The sequence below is a fragment of the Variovorax sp. PMC12 genome (assembly GCF_003019815.1).
Taxonomy (GTDB): Bacteria; Pseudomonadota; Gammaproteobacteria; order Burkholderiales; family Burkholderiaceae_C; genus Variovorax.
In genome coordinates, this window is the sequence record NZ_CP027773.1 from 2,108,127 (window position 1) to 2,129,051 (window position 20,925).

The following is a 20,925-nucleotide window of genomic DNA, read 5'->3' on the forward strand; positions in this document are numbered from 1 at the left end:
GAGGGCCGCTCAGCCCATGCGGCGGCCGGTCTGCCGGTCGAACAGGTGCACGCGCGGCGTGTCGATCGCCAGGTTGACGATCTCGTCGGGCCGGGCATCGACGCGGCCATGCACCGCCAGCACCAGGCGGGACTCGCCGACCTGCACCAGCAGTTCGGTCTCCGCGCCCGTAGGTTCGACCACGATCACCTTGGCGGCTACCGACTGCGGGCCGCCGCCGAGCGTGATGTCGCCGGGCCGCACGCCGTAGTGCACCGGCTGGCCATCGGGCGCCGATGTGGTGGGCGGCACCGGCCAGCGCGCGCCCTGCGCCTCGACCCAGCACTCGCCGCCCGCGCGGCGCACCGTGCCCTCGATCACGTTCATCGACGGAGAACCGATGAACTGGGCCACGAACAGGTTGTCGGGCCGGTCGTACAGGTCGAGCGGCGTGCCGATCTGCTCGACGATGCCGTCATGCATCACCACGATGCGGTCGGCCATGGTCATGGCTTCGATCTGGTCGTGCGTCACGTAGACGGTGGTGGTCTTCAGCCGCTGGTGCAGCGCCTTGATCTCCGCGCGCATGGCCACGCGCAGCTTGGCATCGAGGTTGGACAGCGGCTCGTCGAACAGGAACACCTTCGGGTCGCGCACGATGGCGCGGCCCATGGCCACGCGCTGGCGCTGGCCGCCGGAGAGCTCGCGCGGATAGCGGCCGAGCAATGCGTCGAGGTTGAGGATCTTCGCGGCGCGCGCCACGCGCTCTTCGGTCACCGACTTCTCGGCGCTGCGCAGGCGCAGGCTGAAGCCCATGTTCTCGCCCACCGTCATGTGGGGATACAGCGCGTAGCTCTGGAACACCATGGCGATGTCGCGATCCTTCGACTCGAGGTCGTTGACCACGCGGCCGTCGATCATGATCTCGCCGCCGCTGATGTCTTCCAGGCCCGCGAGCATGCGCAGCAAGGTCGACTTACCGCAGCCCGAGGGGCCGACCAGCACCACGAACTCGCCGTCGGTGATGTCGAAGCCCAGGCCCTTGATGATCTGGACCTTGCCGAAGGATTTCTGGATATTGCGAAAGGAAACGGATGCCATCGTGTTGTCCCTGAGTCGTTCGTTCAGCTCTTGACGGCGCCGGCGGTAAGCCCGCCCACCATGTAGCGCTTGAAGGTGTAGTAGATCGCCGCGGGCGGCAGCGCGTAGATGAGGCCGGTGGCCATGAGCAGCTCCCACGGCGAGTCGTCGGCCGAGAGGAAGTTGCCAAGCGCCACGGCCAGCGTCACGCTCTTGTCGTTGGACAGCAGCAGGAACGCGTAGAGGTACTCGTTCCACGCCAGCAGCAGCGAATAGGTGCCCACCGCCACCAGCGACGGCACCATCAGCGGCAGGTACACCAGGCGGAACAGCTGCAGCGGCGAGGCGCCGTCCATGCGCGCGGCCTCGTCGAGCTCATAGGGCAGCTTGTCCGACGCCTGCTTGAGCACCCAGATGCAGTAAGGCGAGGCGATGGTCACCATTGCCAGGATGAGCGCCCACTGGCTGTTCAGCAGCCCGTAGTTGCCCATGGTCTTGTACATGGGCACGGCCAGGAAGGCCGCCGGAATGAAGTACGTGAACAGCGCCAGGTTCATCACCGTGCGGCCGCCGCGCACCCGCAGCCTGCTGATGGCGAAGGCGGCGGTGGTGGCCACGAACAGCGTGAGCGCGCCCACCGACAGCGCGATCACCAGCGAGTTCCACAGCTGCAGCCAGAAGTGGTCGAGGTAGAAATGCTTCTGCTGGAACACGATGCGGAAGTTGTCCAGCGTCGGGTTCTTGGGCCACAGGTGGCCCGAGGTCGCGGAGTCCTTCGACGAGATCGCGAACAGCACCATGTGGTAGACCGGTATCAGCGTCCACAGCAGCACCGGAATGCCGATGAGCAGCAGCTTGGCCTCGGTCGCCATGGCCTTGGGGGTCCAGCGTTTCATTTCGAGAGCCTCTTCATCATGAAGTACACGAGCGGCAGCACCAGAGGCAGCGCCACCACGATGGATGCCATCGACAGGTCGACCTGGTCGAGCCGCAGGTAGCGGATGCCCAGGGTTGCGAGCACGTGCGTCAGGTCGGCGGGGCCGCCACCGGTGAGCAGGTACACGCTGTTGAAGTCGCCCAGCGTCCAGATCATCGAGAGGATGAGCGAGGTGATGTAGAGCGTCTTGAGCGCGGGCCAGCTCACGAAGCGGAATTTCTGCCACGACGAGGCGCCGTCGACCGAAGCCGCTTCATATTGCTCGGTGGGAATGGCCAGGCGGCCGGCCACGAGGATGAGCGTCCAGAACGGCAGCGACTTCCAGATGTGCACGATCATCGCGAAGGCCAGCGCCAGCGAGGGATCGTTGAGCCAGTTGGGGCCGTCGGCGCCGGTCAGGCGGAAGATGGTGCTGTTGATCACGCCCCACTCCGGGTTCAGCATGAAGCGGATCGACAGGATGGTGGGAATCGAGGGCATGGCCCACGGCAGGATGAAGATCGCCGCGACGATCTTGATCCACCAGCGCGAAGTGACGAAGAAGCCCGACAGCACGAGTGCCACGACCATCTTCAGGTTGATCGCCACGACCAGGAAGATGGCCGTGTTGATCACCGAGCGGAAGAAGATCGGGTCTTCGACCAGCTTCACGTAGCTTTGCGGATGGCGGGCGAGCCAGAGCCCGTAGCCCACCGGGTACAGCACGAACACCACGAACACCAGCAGGTAGGGCACGACCATGACCGCGCCCCAGAACTGCCAGCGCGCATGCCGCGCTCCGGGATTGACGACAGGCGCCGGTGTGGTCGACGCGGCGGCGGTGGCAGTGGCGCTCATGGTGTGCAGCTGCTGGTGTTGACGGGTGCCGTGCGTGCGCGGCCTACTGACCCGCCACCGTCTTGATGCGGGCGATCATCTCGTCCACGGCCTTGTCCACCGGCACCTTGTCGGTCACGACGCGGCTCATGGCCTTGGCCCAGACGTTCTCGTTGTTCAGCACGGTGAACTTGTAGTTCTTGGTGAATTCGAAGGTCACGGTGCCGGCGGCGTACTGGTTGTAGACCGAGAGGCGATGCGGGTCGGCCTTCCAGAAATCACGCTGCTGCGCGGCCTTGGTCACGGGGAACCAGCGGCCCAGCGAGCCCTCGACGTACGGCGTGAGGTTGTCCTCCTGCATCAGGAAGGCGACGAACTCCTTGGCGCGCGCCTTGTTCTTCGCGTCCTTGAACACCACGCCGGTCTTCACCGCGGTGCGGTAGACCATCTTGCTGCCGTCGGGCTTGCTCGGGAAGCCGGCCGTGCGGATGCGCTCGGTGTAGTTCTTGCGCGCTTCCTCGCGCTGCTCCGGCGTGAGCGAGGCGTTGGTCGAGTCGTCGAGCCACTTGGCTGCAATGGAGATGGTCGCGTTGTGCGTCATCACGGTCGTCTTGTTGTGGAACGCGACGTTGTTGTCCGGGTCCTTCCAGCTGGTGGAAGAAGGCGGCGTGCAGCCCTTGGTGTAGGGCGCGGTGTAGTCGGTCATGGCGCCGATCAGGCCGGTGCGCACCTTCGGATCGTCGACCAGCAGCTTGCCGTTGTCATCGACCAGCTTGACGTTGTAGGCGTCCATGAAGGTCAGGAACGAATAGAAGGCGTCGCTCGAATCCACGCCCATGGGCTGGCCGATGCCGAAGGTGCGCTTGCCGCTTTCCTTGCGGCTGGCGGGCTGCACCTTGTCGCACCAGAACGACCAGTACTCCTTCCAGGTGGCCGGGATGTCCGACTCCTTGAAGCCGGCCTCTGCCAGCATGTCGCGCCAGTACTCGATGTGCATCGTCTGCTGCTTGATCGGGAACGCGTAGTACGCCTTGGCCTTGGTCTGGTCGTTGTAGAGGTACGTGGTTTCCAGCGTGTTGGGCGCGAAGCGGTCCTTCATGGGCGTGAGCACGCTGCTGATGTCCTCGAGCTTGCCGTCGTAGGCCCACTTGCCGGTGACCTGGAAGTCGTACACGTCGGCGTAGGCCACGTCGGGTGGGCTGCCCGAGTCGAGCGCGGACACGGTCTTGGGGATCATGTCCTGGATCGGATACTGCGACAGCTCGATCTTGACGTTCTTGTTCTTCTCCTCGAACTTCTTGATGGCGGCGAACAGTGCGTCGTCCTCCGCCTTGTAGAAGCCCTTGACCCACCAGACGGTGAGTTTTTCCTGGGCAGCGGCATTGCCCGCCGCTATGAGGCCCAACGCGACGAGCGTCGGCGCGATCAGCGATTTGACGAGTTTCATGCTTGTTGTCTCCTTCTCTTCTTCGGTGGAATCGGCTCGGGCGCGAGCCAGGGGTGAAAGAACCGGATGCGAACTGCGGGAAAACGCGTGGTCGGCGCCGAAGCTGCTAGCTGGCCTTGAGCCTGGGCGGCGGCCGGCTCAGGCGCGGCAGCCTGCGGCGCGAGCCGAGCACGTCCTCGATGTCCTGCCGCGCGCCGTCGATGAGGCGGATGATGGCCAGCTCGGCCTTCGCGGGGTCGTGCGCGATGACGGCGTCTAGCACCGCGCGGTGCAGGGGCAGCGACAGCGCGGGACCGTCGGGCTTGGTGGTCGATATCTCGAAGCTGGTGCGAAGCAGCGCGTTGAGCACCTTGCTCATCTGCGAGAGCATGCGGTTGCCGGCGGCGGAAAGCAGCCCGTTGTGAAAGCGCAGGTCGAAGGCGACGTACTCGCCGCCGTTCTCCACGGCCTCTTTCATGCCCGCGTAGGCGGCCTCGATCTCCTCGATGTCCTTCGCGCTCGCACGTTCGGCGGCAAGCCGCACGGCCGCGGGCTCGACCACGCGGCGCAGGTCCTGCAGGTCGCGCAGGAACTCGGGCGTGAGGCCGGCGCGCGCCTGCCAGGTGATGACGTCGGGGTCGAACCAGTTCCACTTGTCCTTGGGCAGCACGCGCGTGCCGACCTTCGGGCCGGTGACGATCAAGCCCTTGGCCGCCAGCGACTTGATGGCCTCGCGCACCACGGTGCGGCTCACACCGAGTTCCTCGCCCAGCACGGGCTCCGCGGGGATCGACGCACCGATGGCGTAACGCCCCGACACCACGGCTTCACCGAGCAGCTCGAGCGTTCGACCGTGGATGTTCTTGATCATGAGCGATGTGAATTCCGGTATCCCGCCAATCCAAAAAACAGAGGCTCTGGCAGGCTCTCCGCGCTTATCATATGATGATTGAAACTGCAGCCCGGCAGGACAAACCCTGAGGTTTGTCACCACAAAAACGGTACTCGGAGACAAACCCCATGAGCACGATCCCCAAGAAGAAACCCGGCGAACTTCGCAGCCAGCAATGGTTCGGCCGCAACGACCGCGACGGCTTCATCTACAGAAGCTGGATGAAAGGCAAGGGCGTGCCGCACGACCAGTTCGACGGTCGTCCGGTCATCGGCATCTGCAACACGTTCAGCGAACTCACGCCCTGCAACTCGCACTTCCGCACGCTCGCCGAGCAGGTGAAGATCGGCGTGTACGAAGCAGGCGGCTTCCCGCTCGAATTCCCGGTGATGTCGCTCGGCGAAACGCTGCTGCGCCCCACCGCCATGCTGTATCGCAACCTCGCGAGCATGGACGTGGAAGAAAGCATTCGCGGCAACCCGCTCGACGGCGTGGTGCTGCTCATGGGCTGCGACAAGACCACGCCCGCGCTCATGATGGGCGCCGCCAGCGTCGACCTGCCGACCATCGGCGTGTCGGGCGGCCCGATGCTTTCGGGCAAGTGGCGCGGACAGGAGCTCGGCTCGGGCACCGGCGTGTGGCAGATGAGCGAACAGGTGCGTGCCGGCACGCTCAAGCTGCAGGAGTTCTTCGAGGCCGAAAGCTGCATGCACCGCAGCCATGGCCACTGCATGACGATGGGCACCGCGAGCACCATGGCCAGCATGGTCGAGTCGCTGGGCATCGGCCTGCCGGGCAATGCGGCCTACCCCGCCGTGGACGGCCGCCGCAACGTGCTCGCGCGGCAGGCGGGCCGGCGCATCGTGGGCATGGTGCATGAAGACATGAACATGTCGAAGATCCTCACGCGCGAGGCCATCGAGAACGCGATCAAGGTCAACGCGGCCATCGGCGGCTCCACCAACTTCGTGATCCATCTGCTGGCCATTGCGGGCCGCATGGGTGTCGAGCTCACGCTCGACGACTTCGACCGCCTTGCCGCCGAGCTGCCTTGCCTGGTGAACCTGCAGCCGTCGGGCCAGTACCTGATGGAAGACTTCTGCTACGCGGGCGGCCTGCCGGTGGTGATCAAGGAAATCGCCGACCACCTGCACAAGGATGTTCTCACCGTCACCGGCCAGAGCCTGTGGGAGAACGTGAAGGACGCCGAGAACTTCAACCCGCAGGTCATCCGCACCCAGGCCGAGCCCTTCAAGGACAAGGCCGGCATCTGCGTGCTGCGCGGCAACCTCGCGCCCAACGGCGCGATCATCAAGCCCAGCGCGGCCACGCCGGAGCTGCTGGTGCACAAGGGCCGCGCGGTGGTGTTCGAGAGCGCCGAAGACCTGCACAAGCGCATCGACGACGAGAACCTGGACATCGACGAGCACTGCGTCATGGTGCTGAAGAACTGCGGCCCCAAGGGCTACCCCGGCATGGCCGAGGCAGGCAACATGCCGCTGCCGCCGAAGGTGCTGCGCAAGGGCATCACCGACATGGTCCGCATCAGCGACGCACGCATGAGCGGCACGGCCTACGGCACGGTGGTGCTGCACACGGCGCCCGAGGCCGCGGCCGGCGGACCGCTGGCGTTGGTGCAGGACGGCGACATCGTCGAACTCGACGTGCCAAACCGCAGGCTGCAACTGCATGTGAGCGACGAAGAGCTGGCGAAGCGGCGCGAGAAATGGGTTGCGCCCAAGGCACCGCTGGATTCGGGGTACTGGAAGCTGTATGTCGACACGGTGCTGCAGGCCGACCAAGGGGCCGACCTTGCTTTCCTGCGTGGGCGTCGCGGGTCTTTCGTGCCGCGCGACAATCACTAGCCACTAGGATTCAGGCTGGTTGCTGTTCGGGGCGCGCTCACGCCGACGGGGTGCCTTGCTCCGCGAATGTCCCCCGGGGCTTCGCCCCTCCTCCTTTATTTCGCTGCGGGGAGTACCCGGTGGCCTGTGCGCACGCCCTGAACCAAAACACGACAAGACAGACAAGGACAAATGAAGAGACTGGTAGCCATCGACTGGGGCACGAGCTCCCTGCGCGGCGCCTTGCTGGATACCGACGGCAAGGTGCTGGAAGAACGCAGCGACGCGCGCGGCATCCTCACCGTGCCTGAAGGCGGATTTCCCGAAGTCTTCGAGACGCTGTTCGGCGACTGGATGCGAGCCGAAGGCACCCGCTGCCTCATCTCCGGCATGGCCGGCAGCAAGCAGGGCTGGGTCGAGGCGCCCTACTGCGCCTGCCCCGCGGGCCGCGTCGAAGTGGGCCGCAAGATCATCGACATCCACGCCATTCCCGACAAGCGCATTGCGATCGTTCCCGGCCTGAGCGACGAGCATGACGGCGTGCCCGACGTGATGCGCGGCGAGGAAGTGCAGATCTTCGGCGCCATGTCGATCACCGGACTGGACGACGGCGTCTTCGTGCTGCCCGGCACCCACAACAAGTGGGCCACGGTCAGGAAGGGCCGCGTGGCGGGCTTTCGCACCTACATGACGGGCGAGTTCTATGCATTGCTGAGCCAGCACTCGATCCTCGCCCGCACGCTCGACGCCGCTGCGCCGCTCGACGAAGCCGCTTTCCTCGAAGGCGTGACCCGCTCGGAGAACGGCCACGGCCTGCTGCACAACGCCTTCGGCGCGCGCACGCTGGCGCTGTTCGAGCGCATGCCGAAGCAGGAGCTTGCAAGCTATCTCTCTGGCCTGCTGATAGGCGAAGAGCTGCGCACGCAGTCGTTGCAGGCGGTCGGCGAAGTGGTGCTGATCGGCTCGCCCGCCCTCACCCAGCGCTACACGCTCGCGCTGCGCGCCACCGGCGTCACCACGCGCACGCTGGGCGCAGAAGCCACCTGGGCCGGACTGCACGCGATGTCCGGCTTTCTCGACACCGACAGAACTGCAGCCGCATGACCACTCCCCTCGAAAAATTCAACACCGCGATGCGCGAGCTGCCCCTGGTGGCGATCCTGCGCGGCCTCACGCCAGCGGAAGCGGCGGACGTCGGCGACGCCATCGTCGAGCCCGGCTTCCGGCTGCTCGAAGTGCCGCTCAACTCGCCGCAACCGCTGGAGAGCATCGCGCTGATGCGCAGGCGCTTTCCGCAGGCGCTGGTCGGCGCCGGCACGGTGCTCGGCGCCCAGCAGGTGCGCGACGTGCATGCGGCCGGCGGCGAGTTGATCGTCTCGCCCAACTACAACGCCGATGTCATCGCCGAAGCCGCGCGGCTCGGCATGGTCTGCCTGCCGGGCGTGATGACGCCCACCGAGGCCTTCGGCGCGCTGGCGGCCGGCGCCACCGGGCTCAAGCTGTTCCCGGCCGAGCTGGCCTCGCCCGCCGTGGTGAAGGCGCTGCTGGCGGTGCTGCCGGCCGGCACGCCGGTGATGCCCGTGGGCGGCATCACGCCCATGAACATGGCCGAATGGCGGGCGGGCGGCGCGGCCGGCTTCGGCATCGGCTCCGCGCTCTACAAGCCGGGCAAGCAGGCCGCGGCGGTGCGCGAAGACGCGAAGAAATTCATCGCGGCCTGGACCGGAGTGATCCAGGCCTGACCCCCGGCCAACCCACAAGAACCAGGAGAAACCCCCACGATGTCCGCCGATTCCGACTACGCCAGCCCCGCGGTCCGCAAGCTGCGCGAAGACCTCTCGCTGGCCCTTCGCGCCGCCGCGCACCACGGGCTTTCCGAGGGCGTCTGCAACCACTTCAGCGTGATGCTGCCGGGCGCGCAGGACCGCTACCTCATCAACCCGCGCGGCCTGCACTGGAGCGAGATCGGCCCGGACGACATCGTGCTCATCGACGTGCACGGCGAAGTGCTCGCCGGCCGCCACCGCGTGGAGCCCACCGCCCTGTTCATCCACGGCGCGGTGCACCGGCTCACGGGCCATGCGGTGGTGCTGCATTGCCACATGCCCTACGCGACGGCGCTCACGATCACGGTCGACCGCGCGCTCGACCCGACCTCGAGCCAGAACGCGATGCGCTACATGAACCGCATCGCCATCGACGCCGAATACAACGGCCTGGCGCTCGACGATGCCGAGGGCGAGCGCATCGCCCGCGCCATGTCGGGCAAGGACGTGGCCTTCCTGGCGAACCACGGCGTGATCGTGGCGGGAGGCACCATCGCCCATGCCTATGACGATCTCTACTACCTCGAGCGCGCCTGCCTGCACCAGGTGATCGCGCAGTCGACCGGCCGCCCGCTGGCGCCGGTCGATGCGAAGCTGGCCGCGCACGTGGCGGCACAGATCCAGGGCGAACGCGAACAGTCGGACCTGTTCTTCGAGGCGCTGCGCCGCATGCTGCCGGCGCCGCGCGGCTGAGCGTCCGGCCTACGGGCCATGGGGCCGAAGGCCTGCCCGCGGAGGTGATCCGAGGCGCAAATCTGCTTCAAAATTGTGTCCTGCTCGCGCCGCGTCCTACGCGCACGGGCTTACAGCTCTTCATCCGATTTCGCTCCAGCCTTACAAGAACTTCACACTGGGCCGCGAGGATGAGGCTTCGAAAACACAAGTGGGGATCAGAGATGAAAAAGCTTACTTTGGCATTCGGTGCAGCAGCCTTGTTGTCGCTGGCCGCATTCACCGCACCGGCCCAGGCACAGCCCGCCGGCAGCTTCATCCAGGCGCAGGTCTACGTGGTGCCGCCACCGCCGCCGCGCCCGCGCTACTACGCGCCGCCGCCTCCGCCGCGCTACTACCACGCCCCGCGGCACTACCACGGCAATGACCGCTACTACCGCGACCGCCGCTGGGACGACCGCCGCCACGGTCGCCGCGACAACGACGGCGACGGCGTGCCCAACCGGTACGACCGCCGGCCGAACAATCCGTATCGCTACTGAGGGCCGGAGCCTTTATCGGGCAGGCGCCGCCGCATAGGGCGGCGCATCGCTCGACAGGCCCTGCTTGAGCTGCCGGGAGACCGCGTCGGCCAGCACCTCGGCCTTGCCCGCCTCCACGCCCTCCAGGGCCTGCCGCGCGACGTCGTCGGGCGAGGCCTTGGCACCGGGCACGTGCGCGGCCATGTCGGTGTCCATGAAGGCCACGTGCAGGCTCGTGACCTGCGTGCCCTGCCCCGCCAGTTCGTTGCGCAGGCCGTTGCTCAGCGACCATGCGGCCGACTTGGTGGCGCTGTAGGTCGCCACGCTCGGGAAGGTGGTCCAGCTCAGGGCCGACAGCACGTTGACCACGGCACCGCCGCCGTTGGCCGCGAGCACCGGCGCGAAGGCCTGAGTCATCGCCCAGGGACCGAAGAAATTCGTTTCGAATTCCGCGCGCGCCGCAGCCATCGCATCGGGCGAACCCAGCAGGCTGGAGCCGCGCGAAATACCCGCGTTGTTGACCAGCAGCGATACATCGCCGCAGGCGCGCACGGCCGCCTCGATCTGCGCGGGCTGCGTCACGTCAAGCGCCACAGGCGTCACGCCGGGCAGCGTGACGGAGCTGGCGTCGCGCGCAGCGCCGTAGACCTTGCGCGCGCCCGCGGCCAGCGCCGCCTTCGCGAAAGCGAGGCCGAGGCCGCGATTGGCGCCAGTGATGAAGACGACCGAGTCCTTGATCTGCATGATGTGCCTTTGTGTCGAGAATCGTCAGAAGAAATTGCGGCTTCGCTTCAAGCCTGCGCCACGCGGCGCAGCAAGCCGCTGGTGGTGCGCGGCCAGCCCACCCGGCCGAACCACGCACCGCCCGCGATGGCCGACGCGATCACGATGCCGTAGACCACCAGCGCAACGCCTTGCGCCGCGAACACGCCCGTGAGCCCGCCGCCCCAGCGCAGCGCCAGCCACCCGCCCGTGCCTGCCACCGCGAGCCGCGCGATGTTGCCGAGCACCGGCCACAGCAGCCGGCCGGCGCCCTGCGATGCGAAATACAGCACCAGGCCGACGCCGAAGAAGCCGTAGAGCGGCCCCACCACGCGCAGGTAGTGCGCGCCGGTCTCGAGCATTGCAGGGTCATTGCCGAACAGCAGCAGCCACGGGCGCGGGAACAGCGCCGCCGCGAGGCCGATGGTCTCGGTCAACGCAAAGGCCAGCGCCGCGCCGGCCCAGGTGGCGCGCAACGCGCGTTCGCGCTGGCCCGCCCCCATGCAGGTGCCGACCATCGCGACCAGCGGTGCGCCGAGGCCGAACACCAGCGGCACCAGCAGGTACTCGAGCCGCGAGGCCGTGCCGTAGCCGGCCAGCGCGCCCGAGCCGAAATGCCCGGTGAGCGCGGTCGCGATGCCGATGGAAAGATTGGTGGCCACGGTGGACACCGCACCCACCAGCCCGATGCGCAGGATGTCGCGGAACAGCGGCCAGCGCAGCTTGAGCGCGGCCAGCGTGGGCCGCAGCAGGCTGCGCGGCGAACGCAGGTAGACGATGAGCGCGATGGAGCCCAGCAGGTAGTACAGCAGCAGCGCCATCGCGCCGCCGGCGATGCCCATGCCGGGCAGCGGGCCGATGCCGAAGATCAGCAGCGGCGACGCCGGAATCAGGAAGACCACGCCCACCACCGTCACGTTGGCCGGCACCGACATGTTGCCGGTGCCGCGGATGATGGCCGACAGCGAGTTGAACAGCCACACCAGCACCGCGCCCGAGAACACCCAGTGCGAGTAAGTGAGCGCGGCTTCGAGCGCCGGCCCCGTGCCGCCCATGACCCCGTAGAGCCAGCGCCCGCCCAGTATCAGCGCGAGCGTGAAGCACAGGCCGAAGCCCAGCGCGATGACGATGGCGTGCCACACCAGCGCATCGGCGTCGGCGCGGCGGCGCGCGCCGAGCGCACGGGCGATGGACGAGGCGATGCCGCCGCCCATCGCGCCGCTGGAGGTCATCTGCATCAGCATGACGATGGGGAACACGAGCGCCATGCCCGCGAGCGCGTCGGTGCCGAGCTTGCCGACGAAGTAGGTTTCGATCAGGCCGACGGAGGCCTGCGCCACCATCACCAGCACGTTGGGCGCTGCCAGTCGCAGCAGTGTGGGAACGATGGGCGCCTCCAGCAGGCGGCGGGTGCGCGGGTCGAGTTCGGCGGTGTTGCCGGGAGCGGTCATGGCGGGGCCTCGATGGGTTCGGTTCAGGCGCGTGCCGCGGCGGGCGTCACGGGTGTGCCGGCCTTGGCAGCCGGGCGGCGGATCATCATCACGATCAACGCGGCCACCAGGCAGGCCGCGCCGGCTGCATACAGTGCGGGCGTGTAGGTCAGCAGCAGCGTGCGTGCGAAGCCGGCGCCGTAGGCAGCCGTGGCGGCGCCCAGCTGGTGCGCGGCAAAGACCCAGCCGAACACCAGCCCCACCTTGGCGGGGCCGAAGGCGGCGCCCGCGAGCTTGACGGTGGGCGGCACGGTGGCGATCCAGTCGAGGCCGTAGAACATCGCGAAGATGCCTAGGCCGTAGATGGTGAACTCCGAATGCGGCAGCCAGAACAGCGACAGCCCGCGCAGGCCGTAGTACCAGAACAGCAGCTTGCGGTTGTCGTAGCGGTCCGACAGCCAGCCCGAGAGGATGGTGCCGACGAAGTCGAAGGCACCCATCATCGCCAGCACCGACGCGGCGGGCACGGCGCCCATGCCGTTGTCGCCGCACAGCGAGATGAAGTGCGTCTGCACCAGGCCGTTGGTGCTCAGGCCGCAGATGAAGAAGGTGCCCGCCAGGATCCAGAAGGTGCGGTTGGTCGAGACTTCCCTCAGCACGCGGAACGGCGTGGCGAAGTTCATGGCGGGCGCGGCGGCGGCGGGCGCGGCCGGCTGCGTGCCGGGCTTTTCACCGTAGGGCAGCAGGCCGATGTCGGACGGCCGGTTGCGCATCAGGCACAACGCGAGCAGGCCGATGAGGATGCTGCCGATCACGATCGGCACGATGGCCGAGCGCCAGCCCCAGTGCTCGATCATCCAGGCCGCGAAAGGCAGGAACGCCAGCTGTCCCGTGGCCGAGCTGGCCGTGAGCATGCCGATGACGAGGCCGCGCCGCGCCACGAACCAGCGGTTGGCCACCACCGCGCCGAGCACCAGCGCTGTCATGCCGGTGCCCAGGCCCAGCATCAGGCTCCACAGCACGAACAGCTGCCACAGCTGCGAAGCCATGGTGACGAGCGCCATCCCCAGGCCGACCAGCGCGAGGCCGGTGCAGATGACCGCGCGCAGGCCGTAGCGCTCCATGAGCACCGCAGCGAACGGGCCCATCAGGCCGAACAGCGCGAAGCGCAGCGCGAGCGCCGACGAGATCTGCTCGGTGCTCCAGCCGAATTCCTGGCCGAGCGGCTTGAGCATGGCCCCCGGCAGGCCCAGCGCGGCCGACATGGTCAGCATGGTCAGGAAGGTGATGGCGGCGACGATCCAGCCGTAGTGGATGCCGCGGCGCTGCAGCCATGCGGAAACTTGGGTTGCGAACATGGGACCTCGGATGTTGGAATGCGATGTAGAGGACGAAGAAAAAATCGGGGGCAGCGCGCGGCCATGCGCGTGATGTGGATGCGTGGGGGAAAAAGCGGTGGGTGGGGGAATCAGTCGTCGGCGTCGGGTGCGTCGTCGGCGCCCAGCAGTTCCATCGACTCGTCGATCAGCAGGTGCAGCGCCAGCACGCGCTCCACGCCCAGCAGCGCATTGAGCTTCTGCTGCGCGGTCTTCCAGTGGCCCAGCGCCTCGCGCCGCTTGGCTTCGCCCTCTGGCGTGACCTGCACCAGCCGGCTGCGTGCATCGGCACCGGCGGTCTGCGCCACGAACCCCGCGGCAATCAGCGGCTGCAGGTTGCGGCTGAGCGTGGAGGCGGTCATCTTGAGTTCGGCAGCCAGGTCGACCGGCCGGCAGGGGCCGATGCGGGCCAGGTTCGACAGCAGCGAGTACTGCGTGGTCTTGAGGCCGCTTTGCGAAACCTCGGCGTCGTAGTGCTGCGAGAGGCGGCGCGACAGCTGGCGCACCTTGAAGCTGGTGCAGCCGCGGGGCTTGGTGGGGGTGTCCATGGGATATTATTGTATGTGCAACTATTGCATATGCAATCAACACCGCTCCGCAAAGCCCCCAGAAGGAACACAGGCATGACACAGAACCCCAACCAGCTCGAAGGCTGGATCGCCGAAGAACGCCGCATCACCGAGCGCCTGGACGCCGGCCCCGGTCCCGGCCTCGCCCGCCCCGAGCAGATCGCGGGCAAGACCGGCCTCGAAGTGATGCAGGCCATGCTGGCCGGCGAGATTCCGTACGCGGCCATCGCCAAGACCCTGGACTTCACGATCGTGGAAGTGCGCGCCGGCGTGGCCATCTTCCAGGGCACGCCGCTGCCGCAGCACCTGAATCCGCTGGGCACCATCCATGGCGGCTGGGTCGCGACCATGCTCGACTCCGCCCTGGGCTGCTCGGTGCACACCATGATGCCGCCCGGGCGCGGCTACACGACCGCCGAGCTGGGCGTGAACTACGTGAAGGGCCTGACGCCCAAGGTTCAGCGCGTGCGCGCCGAAGGCAAGGTGATCCATTGCGGCAAGCAGCTGGCCACCGCCGAGGCCCGCCTGTACGGCCCCGACGGCACGCTGTACGCGCACGCAACCACCACCTGCCTGGTGTTCGAGATTCCGCCGGCGCGCTGACCCCGACCTGCCCGGAAGCGGAGTAGGCCTTCGACCTGTAAGTCCAAAGGCGTCGGCCTTCGCACGCCCAGTGATAATTATTCTCATCGCCGCCGCTGCCGAGGCAACAGGCGCCGACGTTTCCAGAATATTTCACAGCCGCTTCCCGGAGGATTTCTTCATGTTCACCGAACGCAAAAGCGTCCGAGGCCGCGCCGCGCGCGCACTGTTCAGCGCCAGCGCCGCCTGGCTGGCCGTTGCCGCCCTGCCCGCGCAAGCCGCGACCGACGAACTCACGCTCTACACGACGCGCGAGCCGGCGCTGATCCAGCCGCTCATCTCGGCCTTCAGCGCCCAGAGCAACATCAAGGTCAACACCGTGTTCGTCAAGGACGGCCTGCTGGAACGGGTGAAGGCCGAAGGCGCGCGCTCGCCGGCCGACGTGCTGATGACGGTGGACATCGGCAACCTCATGGACCTGGTGGACGGCGGCGTGACGCAGCCGGTGAAGTCGGCCGCGCTCGAATCGGCCATTCCCGCCAACCTGCGCGGCGCGGACGGCCAGTGGTTCTCGCTCTCGATGCGCGCGCGCGTGCTGTACGCCGACAAGAGCCTGCCGATCAAGAGCTTCCGCTACGAAGACCTGGCCGACCCGAAGTACAAGGGCAAGGTCTGCATCCGCGCCGGCCAGCACCCGTACAACACCGCGCTGGTCGCCTCGCTGATCGCGCACGACGGCGAAGCCAAGGCCGAGCAGTGGCTGCGCGGCGTCAAGGCCAACCTGGCGCGCAAGGCCACCGGCGGCGACCGCGACGTGGCGCGCGACATCCTGGGCGGCATCTGCGACGTCGGCCTGGCCAACTCCTACTACGTCGGCCAGATGAAGAGCGCCAAGGAAGGCACCGACGCGCGCAAGTGGGGCGACGCCATCAAGGTGGTGCGCCCGACCTTCGCCAACGCCAGGAGCGGCGGCACGCACGTCAACATCAGCGGCGCGGCCGTGGCCAGGAATGCGCCGCAGCGCGCCAACGCGGTCAAGCTGCTCGAGTTCCTGGTGTCGGAACCGGCCCAGGCGCTCTACGCGCAGGCCAACTACGAATACCCGGTGCGCAAGGGCGTGGCGCTCGACCCGATCATCGGCCAGACCATCGGCGAGCTGAAGGTCGATCCGCTGCCGCTGACCGAGATCGCCAAGCACCGCAAGCAGGCCAGCGCGCTGGTCGACAAGGTCGGCTTCGACCAGTGACTTCGACGGAGCCGGGCACACCTTGCCGGCAAGTGACTGAATGAGCTTCCTGCGGCGCCGGCCGCCGGGCCTGCACGCCGCGGGCCCGGCCTGGCGCTGCGCGTCTTTCCTGATCGCCGTCGGCGTGCTCGCCCCGGTGGTCTCGCTCGCGTGGATCGCGTTCGGCTCGGGCGTCGGGCATTGGGGGCCGTTGCTCGCGCACGTGCTGCCGCAGGCGGCGCTCAACACGGCCTTGCTGCTGGCCGGCGTCGGCACGCTGGTGCTGCTGATCGGCACCGGCTGCGCATGGCTGGTCACGGCGCACGACTTTCCCGGGCGCGGTGTGCTGCACTGGGCGCTGCTGCTGCCGCTGGCGATGCCGACCTACATCGTCGCCTTCGCCTACCTCGACCTGCTTCATCCCATCGGCCCGGTGCAGGGCGCCATTCGATGGATGCTGGGCTTCGACAGCCCGCGCCAGTTCCGCCTGCCTGACCTGCGCTCGATGCCCGGCGCGATCTTCGTGCTGGGCTTCGTGCTGTACCCCTACGTCTACATGACGGCGCGCGCGATGTTCATGACGCAGCCGGCCCACCTGATGGAAGCCGCGCGCATGCTCGGCGAGAACCGGCGCGGCGCATTCTTCCGCGTGGCGCTGCCGCTCGCACGGCCGGCGCTGGCCGTGGGCCTGAGCCTGGCACTGCTCGAGACGCTCAACGACATCGGCGCCTCGGAATTCCTCGGCGTCAACACGCTCACCGTGGCGGTCTACACCACGTGGATCACGCGCTCCGACCTCGCAGGCGCCGCGCAGATCGCATGCGCCATGCTGTTCATGGTGGTGGCGCTGGTCTGGCTCGAACGCAACGGCCGGCGGCACCAGCGCTTCGGCTCGGCGCAGCGCATGCGCGCCGTGCAGCCACGCCGTCTGCGCGGGGCCGCGGCATGGGCAGCGACCGCCGCCGCCGCGCTGCCGGTGCTGATCGGCTTCGTGGCCCCGGCGCTGTACCTCGTCTGGGAAAGCGCCAAGCGGTTGCGCCAGGGCGGCGGTATCTCGCAGGGGCTGCTCGCGAGCCTGGGCAACACGCTGGCGCTGGCGGCGGGCGTCACCGTGACGGCCGTGGCCGCGGGGCTGGTGGTCGCATGGACCGCGCGCACGCAGGGCTCCGGCATCAACCGTGCGCGCTGGCAGGCGCGCGTCGCCACGCTGGGCTATGCGGTGCCGGGAACGGTGCTCGCCATCGGGCTGCTGACGCCCGCGCTGACGCTCGACGCGGCGCTGGCCACCGCCTTCGGCTGGCAGGGCCTGCCGCTGATGGCCGCTGGCGTGGTGCTGGTGGTGGCCTGCACGATCCGCTTCCTGGCGATGCCGGTGGGCGGCATCGAGGCGGGTCTATCGCGTATTCCTCCGGCCATCGAGCAGGCCTCGCGGCTGCTCGGCGAAACCACCGGTGGCACGCTGCGCCGCGTGCACCTGCCGCTGCTGCGCCCCGCGCTGGCGGCCGGCGCGCTGCTGGTGTTCGTCGACGCGATGAAGGAGCTGCCCGCCACGCTGCTGCTTCGGTCCGCCAATTTCGACACCCTCGCCACCTGGCTCTACGCCGAGGCCGCGCGCGGCACCTACGAGGAAGGCGCGATTGCCGCGCTCGGCATCGTGCTGGCCGGCCTTCTGCCGGTGGTGCTGCTGGCGCGCAACCAACTGGGTACGCCCGCTGCCACTTCCAGTCCGGATACCCCATGAGTTCTTCGCTGCACCTCGATTCGCTCAGCCTCGCCTACGACACGCCGCGCGGCCCGCACACGGTGGTCGACGGCTTCTCGCTCGCGCTGGACGCGGGCGAAATCGCCTGCCTGTTCGGCCCCTCGGGCTGCGGCAAGACCACGGTGCTGCGCGCGATTGCGGGCTTCGAGCCGGTGCGCGCCGGCACCATCCGGCTGGGCAGCGTGCTGCTGTCGTCCGGCCAGGTTCACCTGCCGCCGGAGCAGCGCCGCGTGGGCATGATGTTCCAGGAGTACGCGCTGTTCCCGCACCTGTCGGCCGCGAAGAACGTGGCCTTCGGGTTGCGCCGCATGCCTCGCGCCGCGCAACATGAGCGCGTGGCCGAAATGCTTGCGCTGGTCGGCCTCGCAGATGCCGCGGAGCGCTATCCGCACGAGCTTTCCGGCGGCCAGCAGCAACGCATCGCGCTGGCCCGCGCGCTCGCGCCCTCGCCCGCCCTGCTGCTGCTCGACGAACCTTTCTCCAACCTCGACGGCGGCACGCGCGAACGCCTGACGGCACAGGTGCGCGGCATCCTGAAACAGGCGGGCCAGACGGCGATCCTGGTCACGCACAACGAGACCGAGGCGCAAGCCATGGCCGACCGCATCGGCGTGATGCACGGCGGGCGCATCACGCACTGGCAAGGCACCGCGGTGGCTTAGCACAAGGGCGTCTTTTCTCGAATGGGCTTTTCGGGAAAAGGTTGTTCGGCCCCGCAAGAATCGCGGCGAGCCGAAACACCTCTTCGAGAACGGAAAGCCCCATGTCCCCGACACTCACCCTCGTCAGCCACCTGCTGTGCCCGTACGTCCAGCGCGCCGCCATCGCGCTGCATGAAAAAGGCGTGCCCTTCGAGCGCGTCGTGATCGATCTCGCCAACAAGCCCCAGTGGTTTCTCGACATCTCGCCGCTGGGCAAGGTGCCGCTGCTGAAGGTGCGCCGGCCCGACGGCTCCGAGGCCGTGCTGTTCGAGAGCAACGTGATCTGCGAGTACCTCGAAGAAACGCAGCCCGGCGCGCGCCTGCACCCCGAAGACCCGCTCGCGCGTGCCCAACACCGCGCTTGGATGGAGTTCGGATCGGCCATCCTCGCCGACCTCTGGGGCTACGAGACCACGCAGGACGCCGCCGTGTTCGAGCAGAAGCGCCTTGCACTCGCAGCGAAGTTCGAACGCTTGGAAGCCACGCTCGGCGACGGCCCCTATTTCGCGGGCAGCAGCTTCAGCCTGGTCGATGCGGTGTTCGCGCCGGTGTTCCGCTACTTCGAGGTGTTCGACGCGATCAGCGACTCGCGCGTGTTCGACGGCAAGTCCAGGCTCAACGCATGGCGGCAGGCACTCGCGGCCCGCCCCAGCGTGCGCAATGCGGTGGTGCCCGAGTACCCGCAGCACCTCATGGCCTTCCTGCGCAAGCACCAGGCCCACCTGCTGGCCCTGGCGGCTTGATCGCCGCGCGCGGAAGCCGACAATAGCGGCCTCCCCCTTCATGACTACAAGGCACCACGAGATGCGACTTCTTCACACCATGCTGCGCGTCGGCAACCTCCAGCGCTCCATCGACTTCTACACCAAGGTGCTCGGCATGAACCTGCTGCGCACGTCGGAAAACCCCGAATACAAATACAGCCTCGCCTTCATCGGCTACGGCAAGGGCAACCCCGACCAGGCAGAGATCGAGCTGACCTACAACTGGGGCACCGAGAGCTACGAACTCGGCACCGCCTACGGCCACATCGCGCTCGGCGTGCCCGACGCCTACGCGGCCTGCGAAAAGATCAAGGCGGCGGGCGGCAACGTCACGCGCGAAGCCGGTCCGGTCAAGGGCGGCACCACCGTCATCGCCTTCGTGACGGACCCCGACGGCTACAAGATCGAGCTGATCCAGCGCGACGAAGGCGCCGCCGGCGGCGGCCTGCGCTGAATCCGGGCGTAGCTGCGCCATGCCAGGCACGAAGAAGGCCACAGGCACGATCCGCCATGTCGCGCTGCTGCGCGGCGTGAACGTCAACGGCATCACGATCAAGAGCGCCGAACTGAAGGCGCTGTTCGTCGAACTGGGCTTCGGCGCGGTGCGCACCGTGCTCGCCAGCGGCAATGTGCTGTTCGACACCGACGAAAGCGACGGCGACGCATTGCGCACCCGCATCGAGCAGGCCCTGCGCAAGCGCTTCGGCTACGACGCATGGATCGTGCTGCTCACGCAGAAGACCGTGGCGGCCATGGCCGCGGACTACCCCTTCGAACGCATCGACGACGAGCGGCATCCGTACCTGGTGTTCGGCTCCGACGCCGCCATGCTCGACGAGATCGTCGAGAAGGCCGGCACCGTCGATGCCAAGGTCGAGCGCCTGAAGCGCGGCAAGGGCGTGCTTTATTGGGAATGCCCGCGCGGCGAAAGCACCGACACGCCAGTCGCCAAGCTGCTGGCGAAGACCCGCTACAAGTCGAGCACCACCGCGCGCAACCTGCGCACGGTCGAGAAGCTGCTCACGGACTGATCAGCAGCCCAGCAGGTCGGCCAGCTCGTTGATGTCGCGCGCATGCAGATGGTTGTCCGGCTGCGGCGACACGTCCTTCGGCCTGGCGCGGCCGAACTCATGCGGGCGCTCGATGTACGCCGTCTTCAGGCCGCAGGTGCGCGCGGCGGCCAGGTCGTCGTGGTGCGCCGCGGCCAGCATCACCTGGCCGGGCGTGGCGTCGAACACGCCCGCCACGCCCAGGTAGGTGCGCGGGTCGGGCTTGTAGGCCTTGAACACCTCGGCCGACAGCACGCAGTCCCAGGGCAGGCCGGCGCGCTTGGCCATTTCGGTGAGCAGGCCGATGTTGCCGTTCGACAGGGTGCAGATGGTGAATTTCTTCTTCAGGCGCGTGAGTCCGGCCACCGCGTCTGGCCAGGCCGGCAGCCGGTGCCACGCACGGCTCAGTTCGCGCTTGGCGGCGGTGTCGAGGCGGTCGGCCAGGCTGAAATCGTGCAGCACCTGTTCGAGCATGCTCAGGTGCAGCTCGTCGAGCAGGGTGAAGCCGCCCTCGCCCGCGGCGATGCGCTCCATCACGGCCTTCATCGCGGGCTGGTAGCCCGCGCGCCACGCCAGCGCGAACGCGGCGCCATCGACACCCGGCAGCGCGCTTTCGGCCTCGGCCGCAATGCCGCTGTGCCAGTCGACCACCGTGCCGAAGACGTCGAACGCGATGACCTTGAGGTCGCTCGCGTCGAACCCGGCGCGCATG

The 20,925-nt window shown here is 67.9% G+C and carries 22 protein-coding genes; 12 read left to right on the forward strand and 10 right to left on the reverse strand.

What is annotated here, in order from left to right:
* Nucleotides 1–9: 9 nt before the first annotated feature.
* From C4F17_RS09860 to C4F17_RS09880, 5 genes are all read right to left on the reverse strand, one after another.
* Nucleotides 10–1,080 carry an ABC transporter ATP-binding protein gene (locus C4F17_RS09860; protein WP_106935112.1) on the reverse strand — a complete coding sequence of 357 codons (1,071 nt, stop codon included), beginning with the start codon at nucleotides 1,078–1,080 and terminating at the stop codon, nucleotides 10–12.
* Nucleotides 1,081–1,103: 23 nt separating this feature from the next.
* A complete protein-coding gene (locus C4F17_RS09865) occupies nucleotides 1,104–1,955 on the reverse strand; it encodes a carbohydrate ABC transporter permease (protein WP_081268034.1) in 852 nt (283 codons plus the stop codon).
* Nucleotides 1,952–2,833 carry a carbohydrate ABC transporter permease gene (locus C4F17_RS09870; protein WP_081268033.1) on the reverse strand — a complete coding sequence of 294 codons (882 nt, stop codon included), beginning with the start codon at nucleotides 2,831–2,833 and terminating at the stop codon, nucleotides 1,952–1,954. Before C4F17_RS09870 ends, C4F17_RS09865 begins: the two co-directional genes overlap by 4 nt.
* 43 nt (nucleotides 2,834–2,876) lie before the next feature.
* A complete protein-coding gene (locus tag C4F17_RS09875; protein WP_081268032.1) occupies nucleotides 2,877–4,259 on the reverse strand; it encodes an ABC transporter substrate-binding protein in 1,383 nt (460 codons plus the stop codon).
* Between the two features lie 106 nt (nucleotides 4,260–4,365).
* Nucleotides 4,366–5,109: a FadR/GntR family transcriptional regulator gene (locus C4F17_RS09880; protein WP_081268031.1), complete on the reverse strand. Its 744-nt coding sequence runs from the start codon at nucleotides 5,107–5,109 to the stop codon at nucleotides 4,366–4,368.
* A 149-nt stretch (nucleotides 5,110–5,258) separates the two neighbouring features.
* Here C4F17_RS09880 and C4F17_RS09885 point away from each other — a divergent pair, with 149 nt between their 5' ends.
* The 5 genes from C4F17_RS09885 (at nucleotide 5,259) to C4F17_RS09905 (ending at nucleotide 10,014) form a co-directional block, all read left to right on the forward strand.
* Nucleotides 5,259–6,995: an IlvD/Edd family dehydratase gene (locus tag C4F17_RS09885; protein ID WP_106935113.1), complete on the forward strand. Its 1,737-nt coding sequence runs from the start codon at nucleotides 5,259–5,261 to the stop codon at nucleotides 6,993–6,995.
* 171 nt (nucleotides 6,996–7,166) lie between these two features.
* Nucleotides 7,167–8,078 (forward strand): 2-dehydro-3-deoxygalactonokinase, encoded by a 912-nt coding sequence (locus tag C4F17_RS09890; protein WP_106935114.1) that lies wholly within the window; start codon nucleotides 7,167–7,169, stop codon nucleotides 8,076–8,078.
* Complete coding sequence (locus tag C4F17_RS09895; RefSeq protein ID WP_106935115.1) at nucleotides 8,075–8,716, forward strand: 2-dehydro-3-deoxy-6-phosphogalactonate aldolase; 642 nt, start codon at nucleotides 8,075–8,077, stop codon at nucleotides 8,714–8,716. The genes C4F17_RS09890 and C4F17_RS09895 overlap by 4 nt, the downstream gene beginning before the upstream one ends.
* Before the next feature lie 39 nt (nucleotides 8,717–8,755).
* Nucleotides 8,756–9,493, forward strand: a complete 738-nt coding sequence (locus tag C4F17_RS09900) for an aldolase (RefSeq protein WP_081268027.1) — start codon at nucleotides 8,756–8,758, stop codon at nucleotides 9,491–9,493.
* A gap of 203 nt (nucleotides 9,494–9,696) precedes the next feature.
* Nucleotides 9,697–10,014 (forward strand): hypothetical protein, encoded by a 318-nt coding sequence (locus C4F17_RS09905; RefSeq protein WP_106935116.1) that lies wholly within the window; start codon nucleotides 9,697–9,699, stop codon nucleotides 10,012–10,014.
* A 12-nt stretch (nucleotides 10,015–10,026) separates the two neighbouring features.
* Here C4F17_RS09905 and C4F17_RS09910 read toward each other — a convergent pair whose 3' ends face one another.
* The 4 genes from C4F17_RS09910 to C4F17_RS09925 all read right to left on the reverse strand — a co-directional run bounded on the left by C4F17_RS09910 (nucleotide 10,027) and on the right by C4F17_RS09925 (nucleotide 14,109).
* Nucleotides 10,027–10,737: an SDR family oxidoreductase gene (locus tag C4F17_RS09910; protein WP_106935117.1), complete on the reverse strand. Its 711-nt coding sequence runs from the start codon at nucleotides 10,735–10,737 to the stop codon at nucleotides 10,027–10,029.
* A 47-nt stretch (nucleotides 10,738–10,784) separates the two neighbouring features.
* Nucleotides 10,785–12,206 carry an MATE family efflux transporter gene (locus tag C4F17_RS09915; RefSeq protein ID WP_106935118.1) on the reverse strand — a complete coding sequence of 474 codons (1,422 nt, stop codon included), beginning with the start codon at nucleotides 12,204–12,206 and terminating at the stop codon, nucleotides 10,785–10,787.
* A gap of 23 nt (nucleotides 12,207–12,229) precedes the next feature.
* On the reverse strand, nucleotides 12,230–13,543 hold the full coding sequence (locus C4F17_RS09920) for an MFS transporter (RefSeq protein ID WP_106935119.1): 1,314 nt from the start codon (nucleotides 13,541–13,543) through the stop codon (nucleotides 12,230–12,232).
* 110 nt (nucleotides 13,544–13,653) lie between these two features.
* Entirely contained in the window at nucleotides 13,654–14,109 is a 456-nt protein-coding gene (locus tag C4F17_RS09925) for a MarR family winged helix-turn-helix transcriptional regulator (RefSeq protein ID WP_106935120.1), read from the reverse strand.
* A 75-nt stretch (nucleotides 14,110–14,184) separates the two neighbouring features.
* On the opposite strand from C4F17_RS09925, the gene C4F17_RS09930 reads away from it, so the two are divergent.
* The 7 genes from C4F17_RS09930 to C4F17_RS09960 all read left to right on the forward strand — a co-directional run bounded on the left by C4F17_RS09930 (nucleotide 14,185) and on the right by C4F17_RS09960 (nucleotide 20,195).
* The gene (locus C4F17_RS09930; RefSeq protein ID WP_106935121.1) at nucleotides 14,185–14,733 is read left to right on the forward strand and encodes a PaaI family thioesterase; all 549 of its coding nucleotides are present in this window, start codon (nucleotides 14,185–14,187) and stop codon (nucleotides 14,731–14,733) included.
* Nucleotides 14,734–14,893: 160 nt separating this feature from the next.
* Nucleotides 14,894–15,958, forward strand: a complete 1,065-nt coding sequence (locus C4F17_RS09935; protein WP_106935122.1) for a Fe(3+) ABC transporter substrate-binding protein — start codon at nucleotides 14,894–14,896, stop codon at nucleotides 15,956–15,958.
* A gap of 40 nt (nucleotides 15,959–15,998) precedes the next feature.
* Complete coding sequence (locus C4F17_RS09940) at nucleotides 15,999–17,678, forward strand: ABC transporter permease (RefSeq protein ID WP_106935123.1); 1,680 nt, start codon at nucleotides 15,999–16,001, stop codon at nucleotides 17,676–17,678.
* A complete protein-coding gene (locus C4F17_RS09945) occupies nucleotides 17,675–18,361 on the forward strand; it encodes an ABC transporter ATP-binding protein (RefSeq protein WP_106935124.1) in 687 nt (228 codons plus the stop codon). Before C4F17_RS09940 ends, C4F17_RS09945 begins: the two co-directional genes overlap by 4 nt.
* 101 nt (nucleotides 18,362–18,462) lie before the next feature.
* Nucleotides 18,463–19,143: a glutathione S-transferase family protein gene (locus C4F17_RS09950; RefSeq protein ID WP_106935125.1), complete on the forward strand. Its 681-nt coding sequence runs from the start codon at nucleotides 18,463–18,465 to the stop codon at nucleotides 19,141–19,143.
* A gap of 61 nt (nucleotides 19,144–19,204) precedes the next feature.
* Nucleotides 19,205–19,618: a lactoylglutathione lyase gene (gene gloA / locus C4F17_RS09955; RefSeq protein WP_081268016.1), complete on the forward strand. Its 414-nt coding sequence runs from the start codon at nucleotides 19,205–19,207 to the stop codon at nucleotides 19,616–19,618.
* A gap of 19 nt (nucleotides 19,619–19,637) precedes the next feature.
* Complete coding sequence (locus C4F17_RS09960; protein ID WP_106935126.1) at nucleotides 19,638–20,195, forward strand: DUF1697 domain-containing protein; 558 nt, start codon at nucleotides 19,638–19,640, stop codon at nucleotides 20,193–20,195.
* On the opposite strand, the gene C4F17_RS09965 is transcribed toward C4F17_RS09960, so the two are convergent.
* Nucleotides 20,196–20,924, reverse strand: a complete 729-nt coding sequence (locus C4F17_RS09965) for a haloacid dehalogenase type II (RefSeq protein ID WP_081268014.1) — start codon at nucleotides 20,922–20,924, stop codon at nucleotides 20,196–20,198.
* Between the last annotated feature and the right edge of the window lies 1 nt (nucleotide 20,925).